Annotated in this window: 21 protein-coding genes; 16 read left to right on the plus strand and 5 right to left on the minus strand. The window is 40.5% G+C overall.

Going from position 1 to position 23,730, the window contains the following annotated elements; all coding sequences use genetic code 11:
• The first annotated feature begins 154 nt into the window (after window positions 1–154).
• The 7 genes from KHA88_RS10950 to KHA88_RS10980 all read left to right on the plus strand — a co-directional run bounded on the left by KHA88_RS10950 (window position 155) and on the right by KHA88_RS10980 (window position 7,888).
• The gene (locus KHA88_RS10950; protein WP_213107679.1) at window positions 155–745 is read left to right on the plus strand and encodes a biotin transporter BioY; all 591 of its coding nucleotides are present in this window, start codon (window positions 155–157) and stop codon (window positions 743–745) included.
• A 195-nt stretch (window positions 746–940) separates the two neighbouring features.
• Window positions 941–1,141, plus strand: a complete 201-nt coding sequence (locus KHA88_RS10955) for a cold-shock protein (RefSeq protein WP_213098570.1) — start codon at window positions 941–943, stop codon at window positions 1,139–1,141.
• Window positions 1,142–1,271: 130 nt separating this feature from the next.
• The gene (locus tag KHA88_RS10960; protein ID WP_249313055.1) at window positions 1,272–2,120 is read left to right on the plus strand and encodes a polysaccharide deacetylase family protein; all 849 of its coding nucleotides are present in this window, start codon (window positions 1,272–1,274) and stop codon (window positions 2,118–2,120) included.
• Window positions 2,117–3,547 (plus strand): serine hydrolase domain-containing protein, encoded by a 1,431-nt coding sequence (locus KHA88_RS10965; protein ID WP_249313058.1) that lies wholly within the window; start codon window positions 2,117–2,119, stop codon window positions 3,545–3,547. Before KHA88_RS10960 ends, KHA88_RS10965 begins: the two co-directional genes overlap by 4 nt.
• Window positions 3,548–3,561: 14 nt before the next feature.
• Window positions 3,562–4,941, plus strand: a complete 1,380-nt coding sequence (locus tag KHA88_RS10970) for an FAD-binding oxidoreductase (RefSeq protein ID WP_213098568.1) — start codon at window positions 3,562–3,564, stop codon at window positions 4,939–4,941.
• 75 nt (window positions 4,942–5,016) lie between these two features.
• The gene (locus KHA88_RS10975; protein ID WP_249308480.1) at window positions 5,017–7,098 is read left to right on the plus strand and encodes a catalase; all 2,082 of its coding nucleotides are present in this window, start codon (window positions 5,017–5,019) and stop codon (window positions 7,096–7,098) included.
• A 76-nt stretch (window positions 7,099–7,174) separates the two neighbouring features.
• Window positions 7,175–7,888 carry a sulfite exporter TauE/SafE family protein gene (locus tag KHA88_RS10980; RefSeq protein WP_213121939.1) on the plus strand — a complete coding sequence of 238 codons (714 nt, stop codon included), beginning with the start codon at window positions 7,175–7,177 and terminating at the stop codon, window positions 7,886–7,888.
• Window positions 7,889–7,933: 45 nt separating this feature from the next.
• On the opposite strand, the gene gdhA is transcribed toward KHA88_RS10980, so the two are convergent.
• Window positions 7,934–9,316 carry an NADP-specific glutamate dehydrogenase gene (gdhA, locus tag KHA88_RS10985; RefSeq protein ID WP_213098565.1) on the minus strand — a complete coding sequence of 461 codons (1,383 nt, stop codon included), beginning with the start codon at window positions 9,314–9,316 and terminating at the stop codon, window positions 7,934–7,936.
• A gap of 168 nt (window positions 9,317–9,484) precedes the next feature.
• Here gdhA and gltC point away from each other — a divergent pair, with 168 nt between their 5' ends.
• Window positions 9,485–10,387 (plus strand): glutamate biosynthesis transcriptional regulator GltC, encoded by a 903-nt coding sequence (gltC, locus tag KHA88_RS10990; RefSeq protein ID WP_213098564.1) that lies wholly within the window; start codon window positions 9,485–9,487, stop codon window positions 10,385–10,387.
• Window positions 10,388–10,440: 53 nt separating this feature from the next.
• Here gltC and KHA88_RS10995 read toward each other — a convergent pair whose 3' ends face one another.
• Window positions 10,441–11,577 (minus strand): M20 peptidase aminoacylase family protein, encoded by a 1,137-nt coding sequence (locus KHA88_RS10995; RefSeq protein ID WP_213121940.1) that lies wholly within the window; start codon window positions 11,575–11,577, stop codon window positions 10,441–10,443.
• Between the two features lie 140 nt (window positions 11,578–11,717).
• Here KHA88_RS10995 and KHA88_RS11000 point away from each other — a divergent pair, with 140 nt between their 5' ends.
• Window positions 11,718–12,398 carry a phosphoribosylaminoimidazolesuccinocarboxamide synthase gene (locus KHA88_RS11000; protein WP_213098562.1) on the plus strand — a complete coding sequence of 227 codons (681 nt, stop codon included), beginning with the start codon at window positions 11,718–11,720 and terminating at the stop codon, window positions 12,396–12,398.
• A 21-nt stretch (window positions 12,399–12,419) separates the two neighbouring features.
• Window positions 12,420–12,869 carry a nucleoside deaminase gene (locus tag KHA88_RS11005; protein WP_213121941.1) on the plus strand — a complete coding sequence of 150 codons (450 nt, stop codon included), beginning with the start codon at window positions 12,420–12,422 and terminating at the stop codon, window positions 12,867–12,869.
• Between the two features lie 49 nt (window positions 12,870–12,918).
• Here the strand turns inward: KHA88_RS11005 and KHA88_RS11010 are convergent, their stop codons facing one another.
• Both KHA88_RS11010 and KHA88_RS11015 read right to left on the minus strand, forming a co-directional pair.
• A complete protein-coding gene (locus tag KHA88_RS11010) occupies window positions 12,919–14,010 on the minus strand; it encodes an N-acetylmuramoyl-L-alanine amidase family protein (protein ID WP_213121942.1) in 1,092 nt (363 codons plus the stop codon).
• A gap of 974 nt (window positions 14,011–14,984) precedes the next feature.
• Window positions 14,985–16,172: an MFS transporter gene (locus KHA88_RS11015; RefSeq protein WP_213121943.1), complete on the minus strand. Its 1,188-nt coding sequence runs from the start codon at window positions 16,170–16,172 to the stop codon at window positions 14,985–14,987.
• A 167-nt stretch (window positions 16,173–16,339) separates the two neighbouring features.
• On the opposite strand from KHA88_RS11015, the gene KHA88_RS11020 reads away from it, so the two are divergent.
• From KHA88_RS11020 to KHA88_RS11045, 6 genes are all read left to right on the plus strand, one after another.
• A complete protein-coding gene (locus tag KHA88_RS11020) occupies window positions 16,340–17,359 on the plus strand; it encodes a SepM family pheromone-processing serine protease (RefSeq protein ID WP_249306010.1) in 1,020 nt (339 codons plus the stop codon).
• A gap of 26 nt (window positions 17,360–17,385) precedes the next feature.
• Window positions 17,386–18,291 (plus strand): DUF1002 domain-containing protein, encoded by a 906-nt coding sequence (locus KHA88_RS11025; RefSeq protein ID WP_213121944.1) that lies wholly within the window; start codon window positions 17,386–17,388, stop codon window positions 18,289–18,291.
• A gap of 264 nt (window positions 18,292–18,555) precedes the next feature.
• Complete coding sequence (locus tag KHA88_RS11030) at window positions 18,556–19,302, plus strand: metal ABC transporter ATP-binding protein (RefSeq protein WP_213121945.1); 747 nt, start codon at window positions 18,556–18,558, stop codon at window positions 19,300–19,302.
• A gap of 17 nt (window positions 19,303–19,319) precedes the next feature.
• Window positions 19,320–20,159 carry a metal ABC transporter permease gene (locus KHA88_RS11035; protein WP_249306071.1) on the plus strand — a complete coding sequence of 280 codons (840 nt, stop codon included), beginning with the start codon at window positions 19,320–19,322 and terminating at the stop codon, window positions 20,157–20,159.
• 35 nt (window positions 20,160–20,194) lie between these two features.
• Window positions 20,195–21,145, plus strand: coding sequence for a metal ABC transporter substrate-binding protein (locus KHA88_RS11040; RefSeq protein WP_213121946.1), 951 nt, complete (start codon window positions 20,195–20,197; stop codon window positions 21,143–21,145).
• Window positions 21,146–21,305: 160 nt separating this feature from the next.
• Window positions 21,306–22,352 (plus strand): NAD(P)-dependent alcohol dehydrogenase, encoded by a 1,047-nt coding sequence (locus tag KHA88_RS11045; protein WP_249313061.1) that lies wholly within the window; start codon window positions 21,306–21,308, stop codon window positions 22,350–22,352.
• Window positions 22,353–22,438: 86 nt separating this feature from the next.
• Here KHA88_RS11045 and KHA88_RS11050 read toward each other — a convergent pair whose 3' ends face one another.
• Complete coding sequence (locus KHA88_RS11050; RefSeq protein ID WP_213121948.1) at window positions 22,439–23,632, minus strand: class I SAM-dependent rRNA methyltransferase; 1,194 nt, start codon at window positions 23,630–23,632, stop codon at window positions 22,439–22,441.
• Between the last annotated feature and the right edge of the window lie 98 nt (window positions 23,633–23,730).

Here is a 23,730-nt window from a genome sequence, read left to right on the forward strand (position 1 = left end):
CCCTCCCTGACAACTTTCGTGCCTTCATCATATTAGTACCTTGAGAATACTTTTCGTTACAATAAAATATATGTTAACTATAAAATAAATTAGGTTGACATATAATCCAGTCATCTATTATGCTCTTATTATAATAAATACTTGAGGTGAAAAGATGAATACAGCGGTAGTTAGAACAAGAAGTAAACTTAAGACGTTGGATCTGGTTTATGCCAGCATGTTTTCAGCGTTAATGATGATTGGGGCAAATATTACGTCATTTGTGCCCTTTATGGTCATTGGTGGTGTGCCAATCACATTGCAAACATTCTTTGCCATATTGGCCGGTGCACTTCTTGGCAGTCGAATCGGAGCTCTCTCAATGATGGTATATGCGTTTATCGGATTGGCAGGAGCGCCCGTCTTTGCACGCTTCAGTGGTGGAATCAGCACGATCATTCACCCAACTTTCGGATTTATTCTTTCATTTATTTTAGTTGCTTATATTACAGGGAAAATCATTGAAAAAAATGGCAAGCTTCATTTTTATATTATTGCTGCTTTGGCGGGAACAGCGGTCAATTATTTGTTCGGCACGAACTGGATGTACTTTGCTTATAAACTTTGGTCAGCTGCCCCGGAGGTTTTTTCCTATAAAATTGCTTGGGCATGGATGGCCGTTCCGCTCCCAAAAGATCTATTACTGGCGGTTTTAGCGGGAATCTTTGCACATAGAATGCAGAGGATTGTTAAAAGAACAAGATGAGTAGTTGATTTCTTTTTAAAGGAGAGTTGCATTCTACTTTTGGTCGTGTTATGATGACTATACACTTAATAAGTACTAAATCTTATAATTCACATGTTTTTCCGGATTATATTTTGATGGTATGTCCGGAAAAGCATGTGAATTTTCGTTTTTTTACATCGCTATTAAGTAACAAACTTTTGGAGGTTTTTCATAATGAACACAGGTACAGTTAAATGGTTTAACGCAGAAAAAGGTTTCGGATTCATCGAAGTTGAAGGCGGAGAAGACGTATTCGTACATTTCTCAGCAATCACTGGCGAAGGCTTCAAATCACTTGAAGAAGGTCAAAAAGTAAGCTTTGACATCACTCAAGGTAACCGTGGCGACCAAGCAGCAAACGTTGTTAAATTATAATTAACGTTAAAAGGCATTGAAGAGATCCTCTCTTCGATGCCTTTTTTGCATTCCTTTATTGTTATTTCATAGTAATTATGTTAAATTATGAACAAACTGTAAGCGGATTCATTCAGGGAGGACGATGCATATGGAAAATAATGAACGGCTATTGATAATTCATGCAGATGATTTTGGGATGTGTCATGCTACGAATCAGGCGATTATTCAGCTATTAGATGAAGAATCCATTTCTTCTACTACTTTAATGGTCAATTGTCCATGGTCGCTTGAAGCAGCAAAGGCAGCTGCAAGTAATCCGAAATATGACGTTGGCATCCATTTGACCCTGACAAGTGAATGGGATCACTATAAATGGGGACCGGTGAATCAAAATGGAAATGTAGATACTTTGGTGAATGAATTCGGTTATTTTCCAGCTGATCTTGAAAAAGTAGCTCAAGCAGATCGGGAACAGGTTAGAGAGGAAATAATTGCTCAAATTGAGACTGCCCTCAAGATGGGAGTAGACCCAACACATATTGATAGTCATATGGGAGCGTATTTATTTTTCATGGACATCCATATTAATGTCGCTGCTACATATAATCTTCCGCTTCGCTTTACGAAAAATCCACCACCTGGTTATTCACTAGAAAGTTTAGAACAGGTCGCACAACTAGCTGATAGCAAAGGCATCCTTTATCCAGATAACGTTGTTGCTCTTCCCTTTATATTAAAAGAAGGAGAAAGCTATGAAGATTCCAAACAGAATGCAATCAATTTATTAAAAGGTTTGAAACCAGGCGTAACAGAATTATTGTTTCACCCTTCACTTGATACAGACGAATTAAAAGGAATTACTGATACATGGCAAGTAAGAAAATATGAATTTGATATTTTTCGAGATCCGGAAGTTAAGGAGATTATTAGAGAAGAAAATATAAAGGTCATTGGCTGGCGAGAGTTGCGCGATATTCAGAGGGGGGTAGAAAAATGATCATACAAACGAAATTACCTCGATGTGAGCCTGAAGTTCAGAATATTTCATCTACATCGGTTCTCAACTTTGTTAACGCTTTGAAACGAGAAGAAATTGATGTTCATAGCTTTATGTTGTTAAGACATGGGCACGTTGTTGCGGAAGGTACATGGTCGCCGTACAATCCAGATCACCCGCATATCCTTAATTCATTAAGTAAAAGTTTTACGTCTACAGCAATCGGATTAGCGATAGAGGAAGGGAAGCTTTCCGTTGATGATGCTGTTATTTCCTTTTTTCCTGAAGATGTAACCGAAGCCATTGCAAACAATATGGCGCACTTAAAGGTTCGTCATTTACTTTCGATGTCTACGGGGCATAGCGTTGATACGACTCCATTTTTACGAAGAAGTGATCATTGGGTAAAAGAATTTCTAAGTATTCCAATTGAACATGAGCCTGGTACTCATTTTCTATATAATACCGGCGCTACCTATATGTTGTCAGCTATTTTAACAAAAGTAACCGGCTTGAAACTATTAGATTACTTGGAGCCGCGGTTATTTGAACCACTCGGCATGAGTGATATTACGACGACTTCCTGTCCAATGGGTATTCACTTTGGCGGGGCTGGAATGAATGTAAAGATTGAGGATATCGCTAAATTTGGTTTGCTTTATCTGCAAAAAGGAGTATGGGAAGGTAAACAAATTTTGCCGGAAAACTGGGTGGATGAAGCTACGAAAAAGCAAATTTCCAACGGGGATGATGCTAATAATGATTGGGCACAAGGCTATGGCTATCAATTTTGGCGGTGTCGCCATGGAGCCTATCGCGGAGATGGTGCATTTGGCCAATATTGTGTCGTTCTTCCTGAACAGGATGCCGTTGTAGCAGTAACCGCGGGTGTCATGGAAATGTCTAGCATTCTCGATCTTGTATGGACCTATTTACTGCCTGGTATGTCAAATACATTCGATCTGGAGGTTGATCTTGGGAGTAAACTGGATTCCTTGGCATATGCGCCGCCACAAATCCTAAACACATCGCCAAACATTTCTAAGTGGTCTGGTAGATGTTTTGATGTACAGCCAAATGATGCAGGAGTAACGGCGTTTTCTTTTGATTTTTCCGATGAAAATAGCGATTTTACCTTCCGGGATGGTGATGGCGAGCATCATATTCGGGTTGGAAACAGCGAATGGATCGAGAGTGAGCTTAGCTTGCTAGGTCATCATGTGAAGACAGCTGCAAGTGGGACATGGAAAAATCGGAATACATTCGAAATGACCATTCGTTTATTAGGTACCCCATTCGTTGATACATGGACTTGTGACTTTATCAATGATGCAGTGAGAATGAGTGTATCTCGGAATATTTGGACCGTGCCGGGCTTGTCTGATATGGCATTGCTGCCAACAATAGTTGGATACATAAAAATATAAGGAGGCAATAAAATTTGAATCTACTTGAGGATTTATATTTTTTGATTGGAACAGATAAAGTGACTATTAATGAAACGCTGCTTAGACATCATTCGGGGGATGAGTCGCATCATCCAAAAATAGAGCCTGATGCCGTTGTTTTTCCCGAGTCTACAGAAGACGTGCAGAAAATTGTCAGTTATGCAAATGAGCATCAGATTGCTATAGTTCCATATGGTGCCGGGTCAGGGCTTGAAGGTCAAGCAATCCCTATTAAAAAAGGAATTTCAATTAACTTTGAAAGAATGGATCAAATTCTTGAAGTGAGGCCGGAGGATTTAACTGTGAAAGTTCAACCGGGAGTGACGCGCCACCGTTTAAATGATGAATTAAAAAAATATGGACTGTTTTTTCCTGTTGACCCGGGTGCCGACGCCTCCATAGGTGGCATGGCAGCCACAAATGCCAGCGGCACGCTTGCAGTCCGATACGGTGTGATGCGTGATCAAATCCTCAACATGGAGGTTGTGTTGGCAGATGGGCGAGTCATCAAAACAGGCAGTCTGGCAAGGAAATCTTCCTCGGGCTATCACTTAAACGGCTTGTTTGTTGGATCGGAAGGAACGCTTGGTGTGTTCACGGAAATAACGCTTAAATTACATGGGATTCCTGAATATATTACTGCAGCGCGCTGTACCTTCCCGTCAGTACGAAGCTGTGTAGATGCAGCGGCAGCAATATTAACCGCAGGAATCTCCATTGCCAGGGTTGAGCTTGTTGATGCAAGAAGCATTAAACAAGTAAATGACTTTAGTGGAACTAATTATCCGGAAGAGCATTCACTTTTCCTTGAATTCCATGGAAATAAATCGGGGAATGAGGAAGATATCGACTTCGTTCAAGCGATTGTGGAAGAGGCAGGTTGCACCGGCTTTGTATTTGAAACAGATTCCATTAAACGCGCCAACCTGTGGAAGGCTCGACACGAGCTCCATTATGCTTTTAGCCATGGCTTTCCAAAGCTTTCAATCCTTAGTACAGATGTATGCGTACCTATTTCAAAACTCCCGGAAATTGTCGAATTTACACGTAATCAGCTCGATGGCTTAGGACTAGACGGAGGAGTGCTTGGTCATGTTGGTGATGGGAATTTTCATGCGACCGTTTTATACGATCGAAACGACCCAGAGCAAGTGAAAAAGATGCAGCAATTAAACGAAGAACTTGTCGCCTATGCATTACGGGTTGGCGGGACCTGTACAGGGGAGCATGGGGTAGGTATTGGAAAAATGAAATTTCAGGAACAAGAACACGGAGCCGCATTGGATGTGATGATTGCCCTTAAAAATACCCTTGATCCAAATAATATCCTTAATCCCGGAAAAGTGCTGCCGATTGAAATGAAAGTCTATTAAAATAAGCTAGTTTTCTCCACTCTCTTAAGGGTAAACCATCAATGATGGACATTTACTATTTTGGGAGGGGAAATGATGAAATACGATAATGATGGACTGCATGAAAATAAAAAAAATCAGCAATTAGACCATTTTCGCGTGGATGATACCGGAAAAAAGTTAACAACGAATCAAGGACTCAAAGTCTCTGAAGATGAGCATTCCCTGAAAGCTGGTGATCGAGGTCCCACGCTTATGGAAGATTTTCATTTCAGAGAGAAATTAACCCATTTTGACCATGAAAGAATTCCAGAGCGCGTTGTCCATGCCCGAGGGTTTGCGGCACATGGAGTTTTCGAGCTATATGAATCTATGACACCGTATACGAAAGCGAAATTTCTACAGGATCCAGCAGTTAAAACTCCTGTTTTTGTCCGCTTTTCCACAGTGGCCGGTTCTCGCGGTTCAGGTGATACAGTGCGTGATGTCAGGGGCTTTTCTACAAAGTTCTATACAGAAGAAGGAAACTATGACCTAGTTGGAAATAACATCCCGATATTTTTTATCCAGGATGCGATTAAGTTTCCCGATCTTGTTCATTCAATCAAACCAGAGCCTCACAACGAGATACCTCAAGCAGCAACGGCACATGACACGTTTTGGGACTTTGTCGCCAACAATACCGAGTCAGCCCATATGGTTATGTGGCATATGTCTGACAGAGCGATTCCCCGCAGCTTTCGAATGATGGAAGGCTTTGGCGTGCATACTTTCAGATTTGTGAATGAAGAGGGAAGGGCTCATTTTGTAAAATTTCACTGGAAACCTGTACTCGGCATTCATTCATTAGTCTGGGATGAGGCACAGAAGATAGCCGGGAAGGATCCCGATTTCCATCGAAGAGATCTTTGGGAAGCCATTGAAATGGGCGATTATCCAGAATTCGAATTTGGCGTACAGATTATTCGTGAAGAAGATGAATTTATGTTCGACTTTGATATTTTGGATCCAACCAAAATTTGGCCGGAGGAGATTGTCCCTGTTAAAATTATTGGAAAAATGACCTTGAATCGCAACGTCGATAACGTATTTGCCGAAACGGAACAAGTTGCATTCCATCCAGGTCATGTCGTCCCGGGAATAGATTTTACAAATGACCCACTGCTGCAGGGAAGATTATTCTCCTATACCGATACACAGCTGATCAGGCTTGGGGGACCAAACTTCCACGAGCTTCCAATCAATAAAGCGGTCTGCCCAATCCATAATAATCAACGTGATGGTTATAGCCGGATGGCGATTAATAAAGGTCCTGTCAGCTATCATAAAAATTCTATGGCACATAATGATCCGTCACCTGCAACAGCTGAGGAAGGTGGATATGTGCACTATGAAGAAAAGGTAGAAGGACGGAAGGTGCAACGGCGCAGCGATAGTTTTAAGGATCATTATAGTCAGGCGAAGCTTTTCTGGAATAGTATGTCTGAGGTGGAGAAACATCATATTTTACAGGCATTCCGCTTTGAAGTAGGCAAAGTGAAAAGCCCTGATATTCGCCAGCAAGTTGTCGATATGTTTGCGAATGTAGATTCCGAGCTTGCTAGACAGATTGCAATCGGGGTAGGAGCTAATCCTCCAGAGGGGTCCACGACTGAATCTAATGTAACAGAAACATCTCCAGCATTAAGTCAGATGAATACGGTTAAAACAGCGCAAACACGAAAGGTGGCTCTGTTAGTTGACAATGGATTTAATGCCGACGAACTAAACCTCATTCTCACTGCGTTGAAAGAAGCTGGTGTCCATGGGGAGGTTATTAGCAGGCATTTAGGGATGATCCAAAGTGCAGATGGTAAAAATCTGCAGGTGGATGCAACATTTTTGACAACTGACTCCGTTGTATATGATGCTGTATATGTTGCTGGAGGAACAGAGAGTTCTGCAAGTTTATCGATGCTAAAAGAGGCTAAGGATTTTATTGCTGATAGCTATCATCATTATAAAACGATTGGTGCTGCAAACGAAGGTGTCGAATTACTTACTGCAGCAGGAATATCGACTGCAGAGCAAACAGGTGCAGGTGTCGTTATTGCCCGTACTGAAGAAGAAGTTGGGAGCCTAAGCAAGGAATTCATTCATGCGATTGCTCAGCACCGCCATTGGGCGAGACAAGTATAATGGGAAAAAAAGAGCCTGAATCATATGATTTACGATTCAGGCTTTAGTTTATGTTTTTTAGAAAGGATTTTTACATATGTTTGAGTATGTTGTTTTTGCCATAATCATCTTAATGGCTTCCATCCTGCAAACTAGTACAGGGTTCGGCTTTTCGATTATGGCTACACCGTTTCTGCTTCTATTATTTATACCACAAGATGCCATCCAAATTAATTTAATTCTGTCGCTCATTATTTCCATGGCTTTAATAAGAAAAATCAGGAAAGATGTAGAGTGGGGGATGTTAAGAAGGTTTATCCTTGGGAGTATATTTGGCTTATCAGTCGGACTCTGGATATTCTTGTCAGTGAATCTGAATATGCTAAAGTTAGGAGTCAGTTTGCTTATTCTCTTTTTGACGCTATTATTGATTTTAAATGTTAGGGTTAGACAGGAAAATGGGAGAGACCTCCTCGTCGGAGGATTCTCAGGAATATTAACGGCAAGTATTGGTATGCCGGGTCCGCCCTTGCTCCTCTATTTTTCTGGGACAGATGCAGAGAAAGAAAAGCTTAGGAGTACAACATTAGCCTTCTACTTATTCATATATTTTGTTAGTTTGTCCATACAGATTATCTTTGCCGGAACGACAGCCAAAGCTTGGACTTCCAGTGCGCTTGCGCTCCCCCTTGTCATTGTGGGCCTTTATTTCGGTCAATTGCTTTTCCATCATATAAATCAAAAAAATTTCCGGACTTTTACATACGTTATCCTGATTTTTACTGGAATTTATCTACTTTTCGGTAAATAAAAACAAGGATTCTCTAGGAATCCTTGTTTTTATTTAGGTCTGTTCTTATATTATCCCTTGCATAATCATCGCATCTGCCACTTTTGTGAAACCAGCGATGTTTGCGCCTGCCACAAGATTACCTGACTGGCCATATTCATCTGCCGCTTTTACACTGTTGCGATAAATGTCTGACATAATTTTCTTCAGTTTTTTATCTACTTTTTCAAAAGACCATGGAACGCGTGAGCTGTTTTGAGCCATTTCTAGCGCTGACACCGCTACACCGCCGGCATTAGCTGCCTTTGCTGGTCCGAAAAGCACTTCATTTTCAAGAAATAAATCAATCGCATCAAGTGTCGATGGCATGTTTGCACCTTCACCGATTGCTTTAACGTTATTAGCGACAAGAATTCTGGCTGAATTTTCATCAATTTCATTTTGAGTTGCGCAAGGAAGAGCGATATCGCACGGAATTGTCCAAATACCATGACTTCCTTCTACATATTTTGCTTGCGGGTGTTCTTTTACATATTCGCAAATTCTTGATCTTTCAACTTCTTTTAATCTTTTTAGTGTATTAAGACAAATACCGTTTTCATCATAAATATAGCCTCCGGAATCGCTGCATGCGACAACCTTTGCACCAAATTCCTGTGCTTTCTCAATCGCATAAATGGAAACATTCCCTGATCCCGATACAACGACGGTACTGCCGGCAAAACTTAGGCCTTTATCCCTTAGCATCTCTTCAACAAAATACACCGTGCCATAGCCAGTAGCTTCTGTTCTCCCGAGACTGCCTCCGTAGCCAACACCTTTGCCAGTAAACACACCAGAATCGAAACTGCCACGCATTCTACGATATTGGCCGAACATATATCCAATTTCACGGGCGCCGACACCGATATCACCTGCAGGAACGTCAATATCTGAACCAATATACTTACTTAGCTCTGTCATGAAGCTTTGGGTAAATCTCATGATTTCTCCATCTGACTTTCCTTTAGGGTCGAAATCCGATCCACCTTTTCCGCCGCCAATTGCTTGCCCTGTCAAGGCGTTTTTGAAAATTTGCTCGAATCCTAAAAATTTGATGATGCTTGCGTTGACGGAAGGGTGAAACCTAAGTCCACCTTTATAGGGACCAATCGCACTATTATATTGAACTCGAAATCCGCGGTTTACTTTAACTTTCCCTTGATCATCTACCCATGGGACACGGAAGGAAATTAATCTTTCAGGCTCGACGATTCTTTCAAGAATGCCGTTTTCCATGTAATGGGGATTCCTGGCTAGCACCGGAACGAGGGAGTGAAAAATTTCCTTTACAGCTTGTAGAAATTCATATTCATTCGCATTGCGTTCAACTACCGTTTCATATACATCATTCACATAAGCCTGGGCTGCTTGCAGATTATCATTTTTCATATTAATCACCATCGCCATCATTTCCACTCCTTTTCTACGTTCTCTCCGGACCGGGCATACAAAAAATACCAACCGAACGAAAAACCTTGTTAGAAAATATTTTATCTTCTACAATTAATCTAAACAATATGAAGTTGAGATAATATTGATGCTTTTGTGAGATGAATGCGGAAAAGGGTGGGTATTTTGGAATTAAGACAAATACAATATTTCATTGAAGTTGCCAAAAGAGAACATATGACAGATGCCGCTGACGCCTTGCATGTAGCGCAATCTGCAGTAAGTAGACAAATCGTTAATTTAGAAGCCGAGCTCGGTATCAATCTATTTATTAGGGAAGGCAGAAATATTCGGCTTACACCAATTGGTCGAATGTTTTTGGAAAAAATGCAACAGGCTATGGATGTGATTGAGCAGGCAAGGAGAGAAATCGAAGAATGCCTAGATCCTGAAAAAGGAACCGTCCGAATTGGATTTCCCAGCAGTCTCGCTGCTCATCTGCTTCCAACCGTAATTTCTGCATTTAGAAAAAAACACCCTGATGTAAAATTTCAGCTACACCAAGATTCCTACCGTAATTTGATCGATTCTGTTTTAAAAGGTGACATCGATATGGCGCTTCTCGGTCCACTTCCTATGGAAGAACGCCGTGTAAAAAGTGAAATCTTGTTCATGGAAAATCTTGTGGCATTACTTTCCTCTAATCATCCATTAGCAGGGAAATCCTCAATCCCTTTAGACGCCTTGCGCGGTGATTCCTTTATATTGTCACCAAAAGGATATATTCTTCGTGATGTTGTCATTAATGCATGCAAACAGTATGGCTTCGAGCCCGCCGTCTCTTTTGAGGGAAAAGATATTGATGCGATTAAAGGCTTAGTGTCAGCGGGACTTGGCGTAACATTGCTTCCTGAAATCACACTCGTTGATAGTTTGCCTCGTGCAACGGCAAAGGTTCGTATTGCGGAGCCGCGAGTCACACGGACCGTTGGAGTCATTATTCCAAAAGACCGCGAGCTTATGCCGACAGAACTGCTTTTTTATCAATTTCTAAGAAACTTCTTTAATACGTTAAATGAATACCAATAATATATCTCTATACCCAATCGTAATTAAATATAAACCGCCTCATCAGCGGTAATTTACGAATGATTTTTTTTACCAGTAATCCTAACGATTTCTGTTAAAATGTTAATTCCATTAAATAGTGCCTCTTTATCGAAAGACATGTCCGGGTGGTGAAGACCTGGCTGTAATCCGCAGCCAAGTCCAACCATCGTCGATTTTAAGGATGGTTTATGGATTGTATAAAAGTGGAAATCATCTCCGCCTGGTGTAAGGAGTGGCGGAACTGTTTTTTCTTTTCCAAGAACCCTTTGTATGGCTATTTTAGCGATTTCTTTCGCTTCATCATTTACTTCTGCAGCTGCGACTCCATAGTCAGTCGTAATCATTATTTTCGATTTGAATAAATATTGGGCAGCAACTAAGATGTGATACACTTTTTCCTTTAGTAATTTCATCTTTCCATTCGTTTGTGCACGTAAATCAAAAGCTAAAGCTGCTTGACCGGGAATGATGTTTGTGTTTTTTCCTCCTGCATGAAACTTTGTTACTTTTACTGAATGAGGAATGGTCGGATCGAGATGGATGGTATTAAGCGCATTGACAATATGGGTACCGACATCGATCGCGTTGCTTGTCAAATGAGGTCTTGCTCCATGTGCGTCCTCCCCAATGATTTCACATTCAATTGCCCCGGTTGCTCCGTGAACGATTGCAGGTGCCGCATAGCCGTTGGCTGTTTCCGCCTCAGGACGGAGGTGAATCCCGAACAAGTAGTCAAGAGGATCAACCACACCTTTTTCAGCGAGTTTAAGAGCTCCGGTTCCGACTTCTTCTGCAGGCTGAAAAATAAATCGCACCGCAATTTTCTTTTGAATGTCCGGTTCTTCAGCAAGCTTCCAAAGAACACCAAGCACCATTGTCATGTGGGCATCATGTCCACATGAATGATTTGCCTTATTTACGCCATCCACCTCCTGCCATAAAGCATCCATATCAGCTCGGATGCCGATGACCGGGTTATGTCCGTTGAAATTTCCAAAGTCCCCGACTACTCCCGTACAATCGTCGAAGGTAGACACTTTACAACCTGCTTTTTTAAGATGTCCTTTTATATATTCAGTCGTTTTCTTTTCTTCCCAGCTAAGTTCCGGATGGGTATGAAGATAATTAAAAGTTTCCAATACTTTATTTCTAAGTATTTCTTGATGCATGACTTATCTTCCTTTCGCAAAAATTCCCATTCACATATTTTTCAATCCTGTGTCATTTTAACCAAATAGTCAGCCATCGACTCTTTTTTGTTATACTTAAGTATATGGTTTAATTACTTCAAGAGGGAAGGTATTGCCAAATGGAATTCGTTTATGAAGGAAAAACAAAAGATGTCTACGCGCTTGAAGATGGAAATTATTTATTAAAATTTAAAGATGATGTCACGGGTGAAGATGGCGTATTTGATCCTGGAGCAAATACGGTAGGGTTGCAAATTGAAGGAGCTGGGAAAGCAGGACTTCGGTTAACTACATATTTTTTCGAAATTTTAAAGGATAGGGGTATTCCGACTCATTACATAGATGCAAATATTGATGAAGCCGAAATGATTGTCAAACCTGCTAAGATGTTTGGTAAGGGCCTTGAGGTTATTTGCCGATACAAAGCAGTAGGAAGTTTCTTGCGCAGATATGGGATGTATGCAAAAGAGGGACAAGAACTGGATGCATTTGTAGAAGTTACGCTGAAGGATGATGATCGCCAAGATCCGCCGATTAGTGCGGATGCATTACATATGCTTGGGATATTATCACTGGATGAATACGTGGAATTGAAAAGTTTAACGCAAAAAATCAGTGGAATTGTAAAAGAAGAGCTAGCGAAAAAGGGCATTGATCTATACGATATTAAGCTTGAATTCGGCCGAATGGATGAAGGCAATGGGATTATGCTTATTGACGAAATTTCGGGCGGTAATATGAGAGCTTATAAAAATGGCGTTTATATCGAGCCGTTGAAACTTGAAAAAATGCTCAGCTAGACAAATCAGGGAGGGGTCAAATTGGATCAATTCATGAAAAGAGCAGTGGAATTGGCATTAAATAATGTGGATGAGGGCGGACAGCCGTTTGGCGCCGTTCTTGTTAAAAATAATGAGATCATTGCTGAAGGAGTGAATGAGCTCCATCGAAAGTATGATGTGAGTGGTCACGCTGAACTGATTGCCATTCGGAAAGTACAGGAAGAATTTCAGACGCTTGATTTGAGCGGGTATACAATGTATGCAAGCGGTGAACCTTGCCCGATGTGCATGGCAGCAATCTATTTTTCTGGTATTGAAAAAGTGTATTATTGCGGTTCCGTAGAAGATGCTAAAGAAGCAGGATTAGGGAAATCTTCCGTAATATATAAAGAATTAGCCTTGCCACGGAAAGAACGTTCAGTTGAAATGATTCATATGCCTCTTGGAGAGGGAATGCAAAATCCGATGATTAAGTGGAATGAAAAATAAATGAGGAACAGTGGAGGCCTGAAATTAGGTCTCTACTGTTCCTATTCTTTTAATTAAAGTAATCTATAAGTCCTTGAGTGATAGATTCAGCAACTTGATGCTGATAGTTTAGTGACTGTATTTCAGCCATATCATATGGATTCGTAATGAAGCCAAGTTCAATCAATACAGATAACGGATCATTGTTTCGAAGAACATAAAAGTCTCCGTGCTGTGCTCCGGTATTTTGCAAAGAAGTTTGTTGGGCTAGTTGATTTTGAATCGCCAGCGATAATTCTTTATCGGAGTTGTGGTAATAAAAGGTTGCCATCCCTTTAGCTCCTGGATTTGCATGTGCATTATAATGGATGCTCAGAAAAACACTTGAGGGAAAAGAGCGACTTATATGAACACGCTCTTGTAAATTTAAATGGCGGTCTCCAGCTCTCGTCATGATGACTTCTGCACCAGCTTGTTTTAACTTAGTAGCAACTATTTGTGCTGTACGCATCGTAAGATCCTTTTCAAATATACCTCCAATGCCTATCGCTCCAGGATCATATCCGCCATGGCCTGCATCAAGAACAACAGTACGTCCGGCAAGTGTTCCATTTTTATGGGCAGCGGTAGGTGGACTCTTTTTTTGAATCGGCACAGTCGATGTAGTCGATGCCGTCGCTGATGAAACGAGCCAATCTGCAATCCAAGCAGTTTCTCCATTATGTGTCCGGACTTGCAGCCAATCATTCACTCTATCAATCAATTGAAAGCGATTACCGTATGTAGTATAGCCGATAATAGAATGTTCTGTTCCTGGGCCGCTGCGTAAACGAACACCGTTCGCGGCTACTGTAACCGCGGAGTCGGAAATTTCCGTCCCGCCAGCAGCGGATTGTTGAGTAAGAAAATATGAAGCAATCCATCCAGTTTGACCGTTGTATTGTACCTTTGCCCAATCATACTTAATCTCCAAAACATTTACGGTTGCTCCATTTGGTAAAGAGCCGATAACTTGTGCATCTAATGACGGTTCCGTTCTTACATTTAATGAACTAGTCCCAACATTGTAGGTCTCTCTAGCATATACTCCTTGTGATGAAAACGAGCTCAGTACTAAAACAAGGATCAATAAAAAAGCTGTAATCCATAATTTTTGCTTCATGCCATCCTCCTTATATTTTAATAGACCCTCGGCATTCAACGTATTCTGCCAACGTTGATTTCCGTTCCAGGCGGACGCGTTCCGGGGGGCGTGCGGTGAGCCTCCTCAGTCGCTTCGCGACTTGCGGGGTCTCACCTGTCACGCTGATCCCCCAGGAGTCGCCGCCTTCCACTACAATCAACTGGGATATTCTTTTGCTCATGGTAGAGCGACTGTTCATACCTTACTCGGAAGAACATTTCATACGTTTAGGAAGGAGAATCTGCGATTGTTTACCAGAACTCCTAGAACGTCTGAAAAGTGGCCGCTCATATACAACCGCCGTACATCCGTAGAACGATCAAACAAAAGGGGAAAAAATGGATTTCCACTTGGAGTCTGGTAGGCATCGTTCCACAAAAATATGGTACGTAAGGACATATGCATCATGATGTGCCAACACATTGACGCTTGGTATGCTTATCAAAAAGATAAACTATCGATCCTTAACGGTCATATTCTCCCTTCAATGGATTAATTTTTTAAAAGGCACTTTTCTAAGGGAATAGTTGTCTTTAAAACATAATCTGTTGAAAGTTGATTGGAGCGAAAGTGCGAGACTCCTGCGGGATCAGCGGGACTGGTGAGACCCCACAGGCGTTTACGCCGAGGAGGCTCACCGCCCGCCCCGCGGAAAGCGAGCAACTGTAGCGGAAATCAACCACGCACTACCTTGGTAAAGCAACAATGTTGTTTTCATAAAAGCCTTTTTAAAAAATAAATATGTTAGCCAAATAGGTTTTCGGAGACTCGGCAGATTATCGCCTAGAAAGTCCGAGAATCTATCCCCTATATTATCTTGTAATTTCATCATTACACTAGTCGACCAAACTACCAAATGAGAAAAAGATTCTTTTGTAATGATAATATGGGAATTATTGGTGGGTTTTTTCAAAAAAAAGCCATCCCATTAAAATGAGACGGCTTTTAATATCTTAACTAGCTAATTTTTTATTTTGTTTTAATGATAAAACAAGCATGAGCGGTATAATCGATAATGCTGCTGAGATAAAGGGAGTGTATAAGAGCCCGCCATTATGGATGATGATGCCACCAATCATTGCCCCTAGTCCGATGCCAATATTAAGTGCTGACATGTTTAAGCTCAAAACTAGTTCGGATGCTTTAGGATTAATATTAATAAGCGCATATTGAATAGGTGGGTTTGTTGACCATTGAGCGAAATTCCAAATGAATACGACTAGTGTAAATAAGAAAATGAATGGAAGAGCAGCACGAAGGAGCAACATGGACACGAGAAATAATAGGCAAGAAATCATTAACGCCTTTTTTGCACCGATTAAATCTGTCAAGCCTCCACCTGCGCTTGTACCAAGTGTTCCGGCGATACCTGCAAGCAGCAACATAAAGCTTACCGTGGAAAGTGAATATCCGGCTCCTGTCATAAATGGACTAATATAGGAGTAAACAATATAATTAGCTGCTAATATAACTGTTGTGATCGTTAAAAGAGAATGGATTTCTCGATTTTTAAAGACTGTTTTGAATGGAGCTTTTTCATCCGTTTCCGAGCCATTTGTTTTTGGCAGGAACAATATAATTAATATGAAGCAAACTACCGACAATAAGGTGATCAACCAGAAAGTAAATCGCCAGCCTAGTGCCATGCCGATAAATGTCCCAAATGGCACGCCAAACACATTTGCTGCACTAAATCCCATATAAACCAATCCCAATATTCTTCCTTGTTTGGTCGGGTGTGCTAGCTTTGCAGCCGTTGATAAAACAACGACGATAAATAGAGCGGCAGAAAAAGCTGTGACTACTCGAACCACCGCAAGCATTGTATAAGTTTGACTTATAGCCGAAATCATATTGCCGATAATGAAAATGGATAATGAGGCTAGTAAAACCTTTTTCCGTTCTAACTTGGCCGTTTTAATGGATAAAATCGGTGCCCCGATTGCAAATGCAAAAGCATAAATGGTAATGAGCTGGCCAGATAATGATTCACTCACATCTAAATCAGCAGCGATGAGCTCAAGTATTCCGGTAATAATCAATTCAACGGTTCCAACGACGAATGTGCTCATGATGAAAATAAATAATAACCGTTTTTGCATCGTGATCAAACTTCTTTCTTTTGAATTTTTCACATCCATGATCTTATCTTTTTCAATAAATAAAAGCAAATATGCCGTAGAGTGAACTTTTTTTGTTAAAATAAGGGATAAGAAACTTATTAGTCATATAAAACGTCTATATTGAAGCACATACTTTAATCGGATACCGATAAAGAAAGGGACCTGACATGAACTCTTCTTCTTTTATGGAAAAGAAAAGAAAATTACTCATTGGATTTTGTATATTCTTCATCATCACACTTTTCATTCCGACCCCATACTACCTTTTTCGTCCCGGCTCAGTAGAAGAGTTGGAATCAAAAGTAACAGTAGAAGGCGGCGAAAAAAATGCCGCAGGACATTTATATTTAACCACCGTCCTTTCAATCAGAGCAAGCAACATCTACTATTTGACATATGGCATGTTTGCCAAACATACCGATTTGCGGAAAGTAGAGGAAGTTAGGGGTGACTTGAGTGATGAAGAGTACGGTCGCCTCCTTGAACATATGATGAGCTCTTCGCAACACTATGCCCTTGCAGCTGGTCTTCGCGCTGCTGGGGAGGAAGTGAAGGTTCAGCCAAACGGTATATTTGTTAGTAGCATACTCGGCACTTCCCATGCAAAAGGAAAGCTTGAAATTGGTGATATTATTCTCCAGGTCGATGATCAGCCTGTTGAAAAAGCAGCAGACTTTCTTAATTACCTTGCTCATAAAAAAGCTGGTGATACGGTCAAAATCAACTTTAATCGTGATGGGGATATAAAAACGAAGGATATACAATTGATTCCTCTTCAAAATGGGGCCAATAAGGCGGGAATTGGCATTGTGCCTGAAGATCAATTTAAACTTGAGACAACTCGGAATGTAAAGATTAACGCCGCCGATATTGGCGGACCGTCCGCAGGATTGATGTTTTCACTAGAGATTTACAACCAATCGACCCCGGGAGATATAACAAAAGGATATGAAATTGCAGGGACTGGGACGATTAATATGGATGGAAATGTAGGGCAAATTGGCGGCATTCGTGAAAAAATTGCAGCCGTAAATAAAGCTGGCGTCGATATATTCTTTTGCCCGGCCGATGTAACGCCTGCTGATACAAATGAAAAAGATGTCATGGATGAGGCGCAAAAAGAAGGTTATAACGTAACCATTGTGCCAGTGAAAACATTGCAAGAAGCGATAGATTATTTAGAAAAGCTGCCTCCAAAAAAGTAAAATTGCAGCATGAGGGGAGAAACTCGATGAAAAACATTAGCAAGCTTTTATTACTCTGTCTAGTAAGTTTTGGACTTGTAATAACCGGAATTGGAAAAGCATTCGCTGAAGATAAAGATGATAGCATTAATGAAAAATTAGGTTTACCTGTTGTGGTGTATGGGGAAACATTAACAGATGCACAAAAGGATGAAGTTAGGAAGTATCTTAATATTAAAGATCCAACGATGGTTGAGGAGATTACTGTTTCAGCTCAAGATCTCGCGCGTTTAATTGGAGGGAATCCGAATTCACGGATGTTTTCCTCGGCAAAAATCACCTTAAAGGAAAAAGGGCACGGTCTCGTAGTGACGAGAGTAACCCCTGACAATATTACGGAAGTAACAGAAGAAATGTATGCGAATGCCATGCTCACCGCAGGAATAGAAAACGCAAATGTAGAAGTAGCATCTCCAGTGAAGGTGAGCGGACATTCAGCGCTTCTCGGCATTTACAAAGCGTATGAAAGCCGTGGAAAGACATTGGACAAGGGTCGGATGGAAGTGGCCAATGAGGAACTCGATTTGGCAACAGATCTTGCCGACAAAAAAGGATTGGATGAACAAAAAGTTGGAGAACTTTTAACAGAAATTAAAAAGTCAATCGCGGAACAAAACCCTGCCACAAGGGAAGATGTAGAGAAGATTGTGGAGGAACAGCTTAATAAAATGAAAATCGAGCTTAGCCCTGAAGACAGGCAGCTTCTAATCGATTTATTTGAAAAAATGCGATCACTTGATATCAACTTTGGGAACGTTAAAAAGCAGCTAGAAGATCTTTCAAAAGATATTGGAAAGAAAATGGAAAAAGTGATTGGTGACGAAGGCTTTTGGGATAGTGTCAGCAATTTTTTCAAAAAACTTATTGATGCGATAGCGAATTTATTTAAGTAATGATAACTCAAGACCCAATAAGAGCCATGCTTTCTACTCGTCCCATAGATATATATGGAAGAGAAGAGGTCTTGGCTCTTTGCTTTGAATTAAAGTTAAATATCGTCTAAAAATATATGAACATTTTAAACGATTTTGGAATAAATAATAAAATAAAGTTTAAATGTTGCCCTTGTCAAACTTACTTGGTGGAGGTAAAATAAAAGAAAATAAAAATTAAATTAAAAATAAAAGAGAAGAATATAGAGTAAAGGAGTGAACACAGTGGCTAATGCAGTGAAGGTGAAAAATTTACAAGTTTCCTATTATGGACAGGAAGCAGTTCAAAACGTCAGCTTCGAGATTGAGACAGGTAAACTCGTGGGAATTATTGGTCCTAATGGTGCGGGGAAATCCACCTTGTTGAAAGCTTTGTTAGGGTTGATTCCTATAGACAAAGGCCAAGTCAATATACTTGGAAAAGAAATTCAAGATATTCGTAAAAAAATTGCTTATGTACCACAGAGGAATAATATTGATTGGGATTTTCCGATATCTGTTCTTGAAACTGTTTTACTTGGTACGTATCCGAATATGGGTGTATTCCGAAAACCGAAGAGAATGGAAAAAGAACTTAGTTATGAATGCTTAAAAAAAGTAGGAATGGAGTCATTCAAGGACCGTCAGATCGGCGAGCTGTCAGGCGGGCAGCAACAAAGGGTTTTCTTAGCTAGAGCTATGGCGCAACAAACGGATATTCTTTTCCTTGATGAACCTTTCGTTGGTATTGATGTTTCGAGCGAAGAAACAATCATCCAAATATTAAAAGAGCTTCGTAATGAGGGGAAAACCGTCTTGCTTGTGCACCACGATTTGAGCAAATCCAATGAATACTTTGATGAATTAATCCTCTTAAATAAAGAATTAATCCGCTGCGGCCCTGTCAGCGAAGTGTTAAAGCCTGGCGTCATTGCAAAGGCATACGGTGGGCATTTGTCATTCTTGAGAGAAATGGTGGTGGTTTCACCGTGACATTCATCGAAGCAGTGATGCAATATGGATTTTTACAAAAAGCGCTTATCACCTCAGTAATGGTTGGAATCATTTGTGGTGTCATTGGGTGTTTTATTATATTAAGAGGAATGGCATTAATGGGTGATGCTATTTCTCACGCCGTTTTGCCAGGAGTGGCTATTTCTTATGCACTTGGAATTAATTTTTTCATCGGTGCCGTAATCACAGGAGTCCTGACGGCCATTGGAATTGGCTATATTAGCCAAAACAGCCGAATTAAAAACGATACTTCTATAGGGATTGTGTTTACAGCCGCTTTTGCACTGGGAATTATCTTAATTACTCTGTTGAAAAGCAGCACCGATTTGTATCACATCTTATTTGGCAACGTACTCGCGGTTAGGCCGTCAGATATGTGGATGACATTGGCGATTGGAATCATCGTGTTGGCTGGGGTGTATTTCTTTTACAAAGAACTCCTCATCAGTTCATTTGATCCAACGATGTCACAGGCGTATGGCCTTCCAAATAAGCTCATTCATTATTTCTTAATGACGTTGCTCACGATGGTCACAGTTGCGTCCTTACAGACAGTTGGGATCATTCTTGTTGTTGCTATGTTGATTACGCCAGCTGCTACAGCCTACTTATTAACAGATCGCCTCTGGAAGATGATTTACCTTTCAGCTGGATTCGGTGCCGTGTCTTCTGTTTTTGGACTTTATGTTAGCTTTAAATATAATTTAGCCTCAGGCGCTACGATTGTCTTGACAGCAACATTGCTGTTTATTATTGCATTATTACTTTCGCCTAAACAAGGTGTAATTTGGCGTTATTTTAGGTCGCGATCTAAGCGGACGCCCATTGATGCATAGAAAGTAAAAAACAATGTTAGGAGATTGCTATTGCTATGAGAAAATTAGGCTTTGCAGCGTTCATCGTGGCCCTATCGGTTTTGTTATTGTCAGCTTGTGGCAGTGCAAATAGTCCGCCACCAAAAGCAAAGGATGGAAAATTAAAGATTGTCACTACGTATTCTGTTATTTACGATATCGTAAAAAATGTTGGCGGAGATGCTGTGGAGGTAGAAAGTTTAGCTCCCATTGGATCCGACCCGCATCAATATGATCCATTGCCTGCAGATGTGCAAAAAACGACAGACGCAGATGTCGTATTTTATAATGGGTTAAATTTAGAAACAGGCGGCGCTTGGTTTGCAAACATGATTGAAACAGCGGGTAAAGGCGGAAAGGATGCTCCCGTTTTTAAAATAAGTGAGGGAGTCGAGCCGATGTATTTGAAGTCGGGTGGCCATGAGGGAGAGGAAGATCCACACGCCTGGCTAGCAGTTTCCAACGGCATCAAGTATGCGGAAAATGTAAAAGAAGCTTTAATTAAAGTCGACCCTGACCGTAAAGTAATCTATGAAAAAAATGCTGCAGACTATATTGCGCAATTAGAAAAACTTCATGAAGATATTACAAAGAAAATGAATGAAATCCCGAAAGAAAAAAGATTGTTAGTATCGAGTGAAGGTGCCTTTAAATACTTTTCTGCTGCATATGGATTCGAAGCTCATTATATATGGGAAATCAATTCTCATAAAGAGGGAACACCGGAGCAATTAAAAGCAATCGTTGACTTTATCAGAGAACACGATATAAAAGCATTGTTTGTTGAAACAAGCGTTGATCCAAGAAGTATGGAAACCGTCTCAAAAGAAACAGGAGTCCCGATCATCGGTAAAATCTTTACCGACTCCATCGGCAAACCAGGAACGGACGGCGACACATACATCAAAATGATCGAATGGAACGCAAACATCATCCACAAAGGACTAACCGAAAACCAAAAACCATAAAGAACACTCGACAAAATCCGGGGCGTGCCTGTCACTTGTCGAAAATTAAAGTCGCTATTTTTGGCGGCTTTTTTTGTTCTTGGTTGTTATTTTGGGGTATGCTTATTTCATAAATTATTAATCTGTGATTCTAATAGTTAAAGACGAGGAGTGAAGAATGATGATGGATGCAGCAGTTTTAAATAAGCCTTTGGATATCGAGGTTAAAAAAGTAAGTATTCCGGTTCCGAATGCAGATGAAGCTTTGATCAAAGTGTATTGTATCGGTGTTTGCGGATCAGATATTCACTATTATGAGCATGGTAAAATCGGGCGTTATGAAGTGAAAGAGCCACTTATATTAGGACATGAGTTGGCGGGGGAAGTAGTAGAGATTGGTGAAAGGGTTACGAATGTTTCCGTTGGCGACCGTGTTGCCGTGGAACCAGGAGTTGCTTGTGGAAGATGTGGCCATTGTAAATCTGGACGCTATAACTTATGTCCGGATGTTGTTTTTATGGCTACACCTCCAGTTGACGGTGCTTGGGCTGAATATGTTACGATACGCAGCGATTTCCTTTTCCAACTTCCTGATGAAATGAGTTATGAGGAGGGGGCATTGCTTGAACCACTTTCCGTCGGAATCCATGCAATGATGCGCGGGAAAGCAACTCTTGCAGATCGGCTGTTTGTCAGCGGTTTAGGTCCGATCGGTCTTCTCGCCATCCAAGCAGCAAAAATGGCTGGCATTACAGAAATATACGCCAGTGATGTGGTCCCATTTCGCAGAGAGTTAGCGAAAGAGATGGGGGTAGAAACGACTATTGATCCCCTTAATGAACATGTTAAGGAGCGGATCACTGAATTAACTGGTGGAAAAGGTGTTAGTTTAGTAGTGGAAACGTCCGGTAATGAAAGGGCAATCTCGGATACTGTTAAAATTGTTAATAATGGTGGTCGCATCGTGCTTGTTGGACTGCCGACTGCAGGGGAAATTCCGTTCGATGTTAACCAATTGATAGATGGGGAAATAGACGTATACGGTGTTTTCCGTTATGCAAATACATATCCCGCAGCAATTCAGGCGCTGAGCCGTTCACAAATTAATATTGAAAAAATCATTACCCATAGATTTGCATTATCAAATATTAAAGAGGCTGTGGAAATTGCTCGCACTGAAAAAGATACGAGCATAAAAATTATGATTTATCCAAATAAAGAGGTCTAGAACACTTCCTCTGGAAGGAAATATCACGCCTTTACATAAAAAAAGCTAAGGCCTTCTAAATGAAGGGCTTAGCTTGAACAAGGCGCTTACGCTTTTCTTATAAATACAACTTTTAAGTAATTTCCCTCTTTAAAATCTTTGCTCGTTCGGAAATCTTCCGGAAGGGAAAATTCCTCGAGTATTTGATAGTTAGTGCCACTTTCCTTAAAGGCAGAATTGATAAATCCTTTAAATTTCTTCATACCAAACGCGTTACTGTTCGTTGAAGCGACGATAACTCCACCATTTTCTGTAATAGCAATGGCTTCCTTCAATAAATTTTTATAATCTTTTGCTGCGCTGAAGGTCACTTTCTTTGAACGAGCGAAACTTGGCGGATCGAGGATGACTAAATCGAATGCTAACTGTTTCCGCACTGCATATTTAAAGTATTGAAACACGTCGTCAACAATAATATCCTGCGCTTCAAAATCGATGTCATTAATACTAAATTGCTCAATGGTCTTAGCTTTACTTCGATTTGCCAAGTCAACGCTTGTAGTTTTCGCTGCTCCACCTAGAGCGGCAAAAACCGAGAAAGCACCAGTATAAGAAAATGTGTTTAACACTGTTTTTCCATCAGAATAGCGATCTCTAATTGCTTTTCGTACTTCACGCTGGTCCAAGAATACGCCTGTCATAGCGCCATCATTTAAATAAATGGCGAAGTTAACACCGTTTTCTTTTACAATCATCGGGAATTCCCCGCGTTCACCTTTTACAAAGTCATCATCTTCCACATATTGACCAGTATCAGCAAAGCGTTTTTTTTCATAAATCCCTTTGTAAGATACAGCCTTTTCTAGCGCATGAATCACTTCATCCTTAAATGAATAAATCCCTTTACTATACCATGTCACTAAGTAGTAGCCTGCAAAGTAATCAATGGTGAGTCCGCCAATCCCGTCTCCTTCACCATTAAACACTCTAAAAGCTGTCGTTTCGGTATTTTCGTAAAATTGTTTTCTTAATGAGACTGCAGCAGCAATTTTCTCCTCGAAAAAACTTTGGTCAATTTCTTCGTTTTTATTAAAGCTCAATACCCAACCATAACCTTTATTTTGTAATCCATGATAACCTTTTCCAAGAAATTGTCCTTGTTCATCCACAATGTGAATAATCTCGCCTTCGGTTTTTAAAACTTCTACATTTAAAATGGCTTCCTTTGTAATTAAGGGATATCCACTTTTATAATCAGTACGATATTTATTTCTTATTTTCACAATGGTTTTGCCTGACATTTGTTCACCTCATCAAATTGAGTTCATTCACTATTATAGCAAATCAAGATGATAAACAGGAATTCTTCAAGCTATGGCGAATATATAATAGAGATTGA

The sequence above is a fragment of the Lederbergia citrea genome (assembly GCF_018343525.1).
In the GTDB taxonomy this organism is placed as follows: Bacteria; Bacillota; Bacilli; order Bacillales; family Bacillaceae_C; genus Lederbergia; species Lederbergia citrea.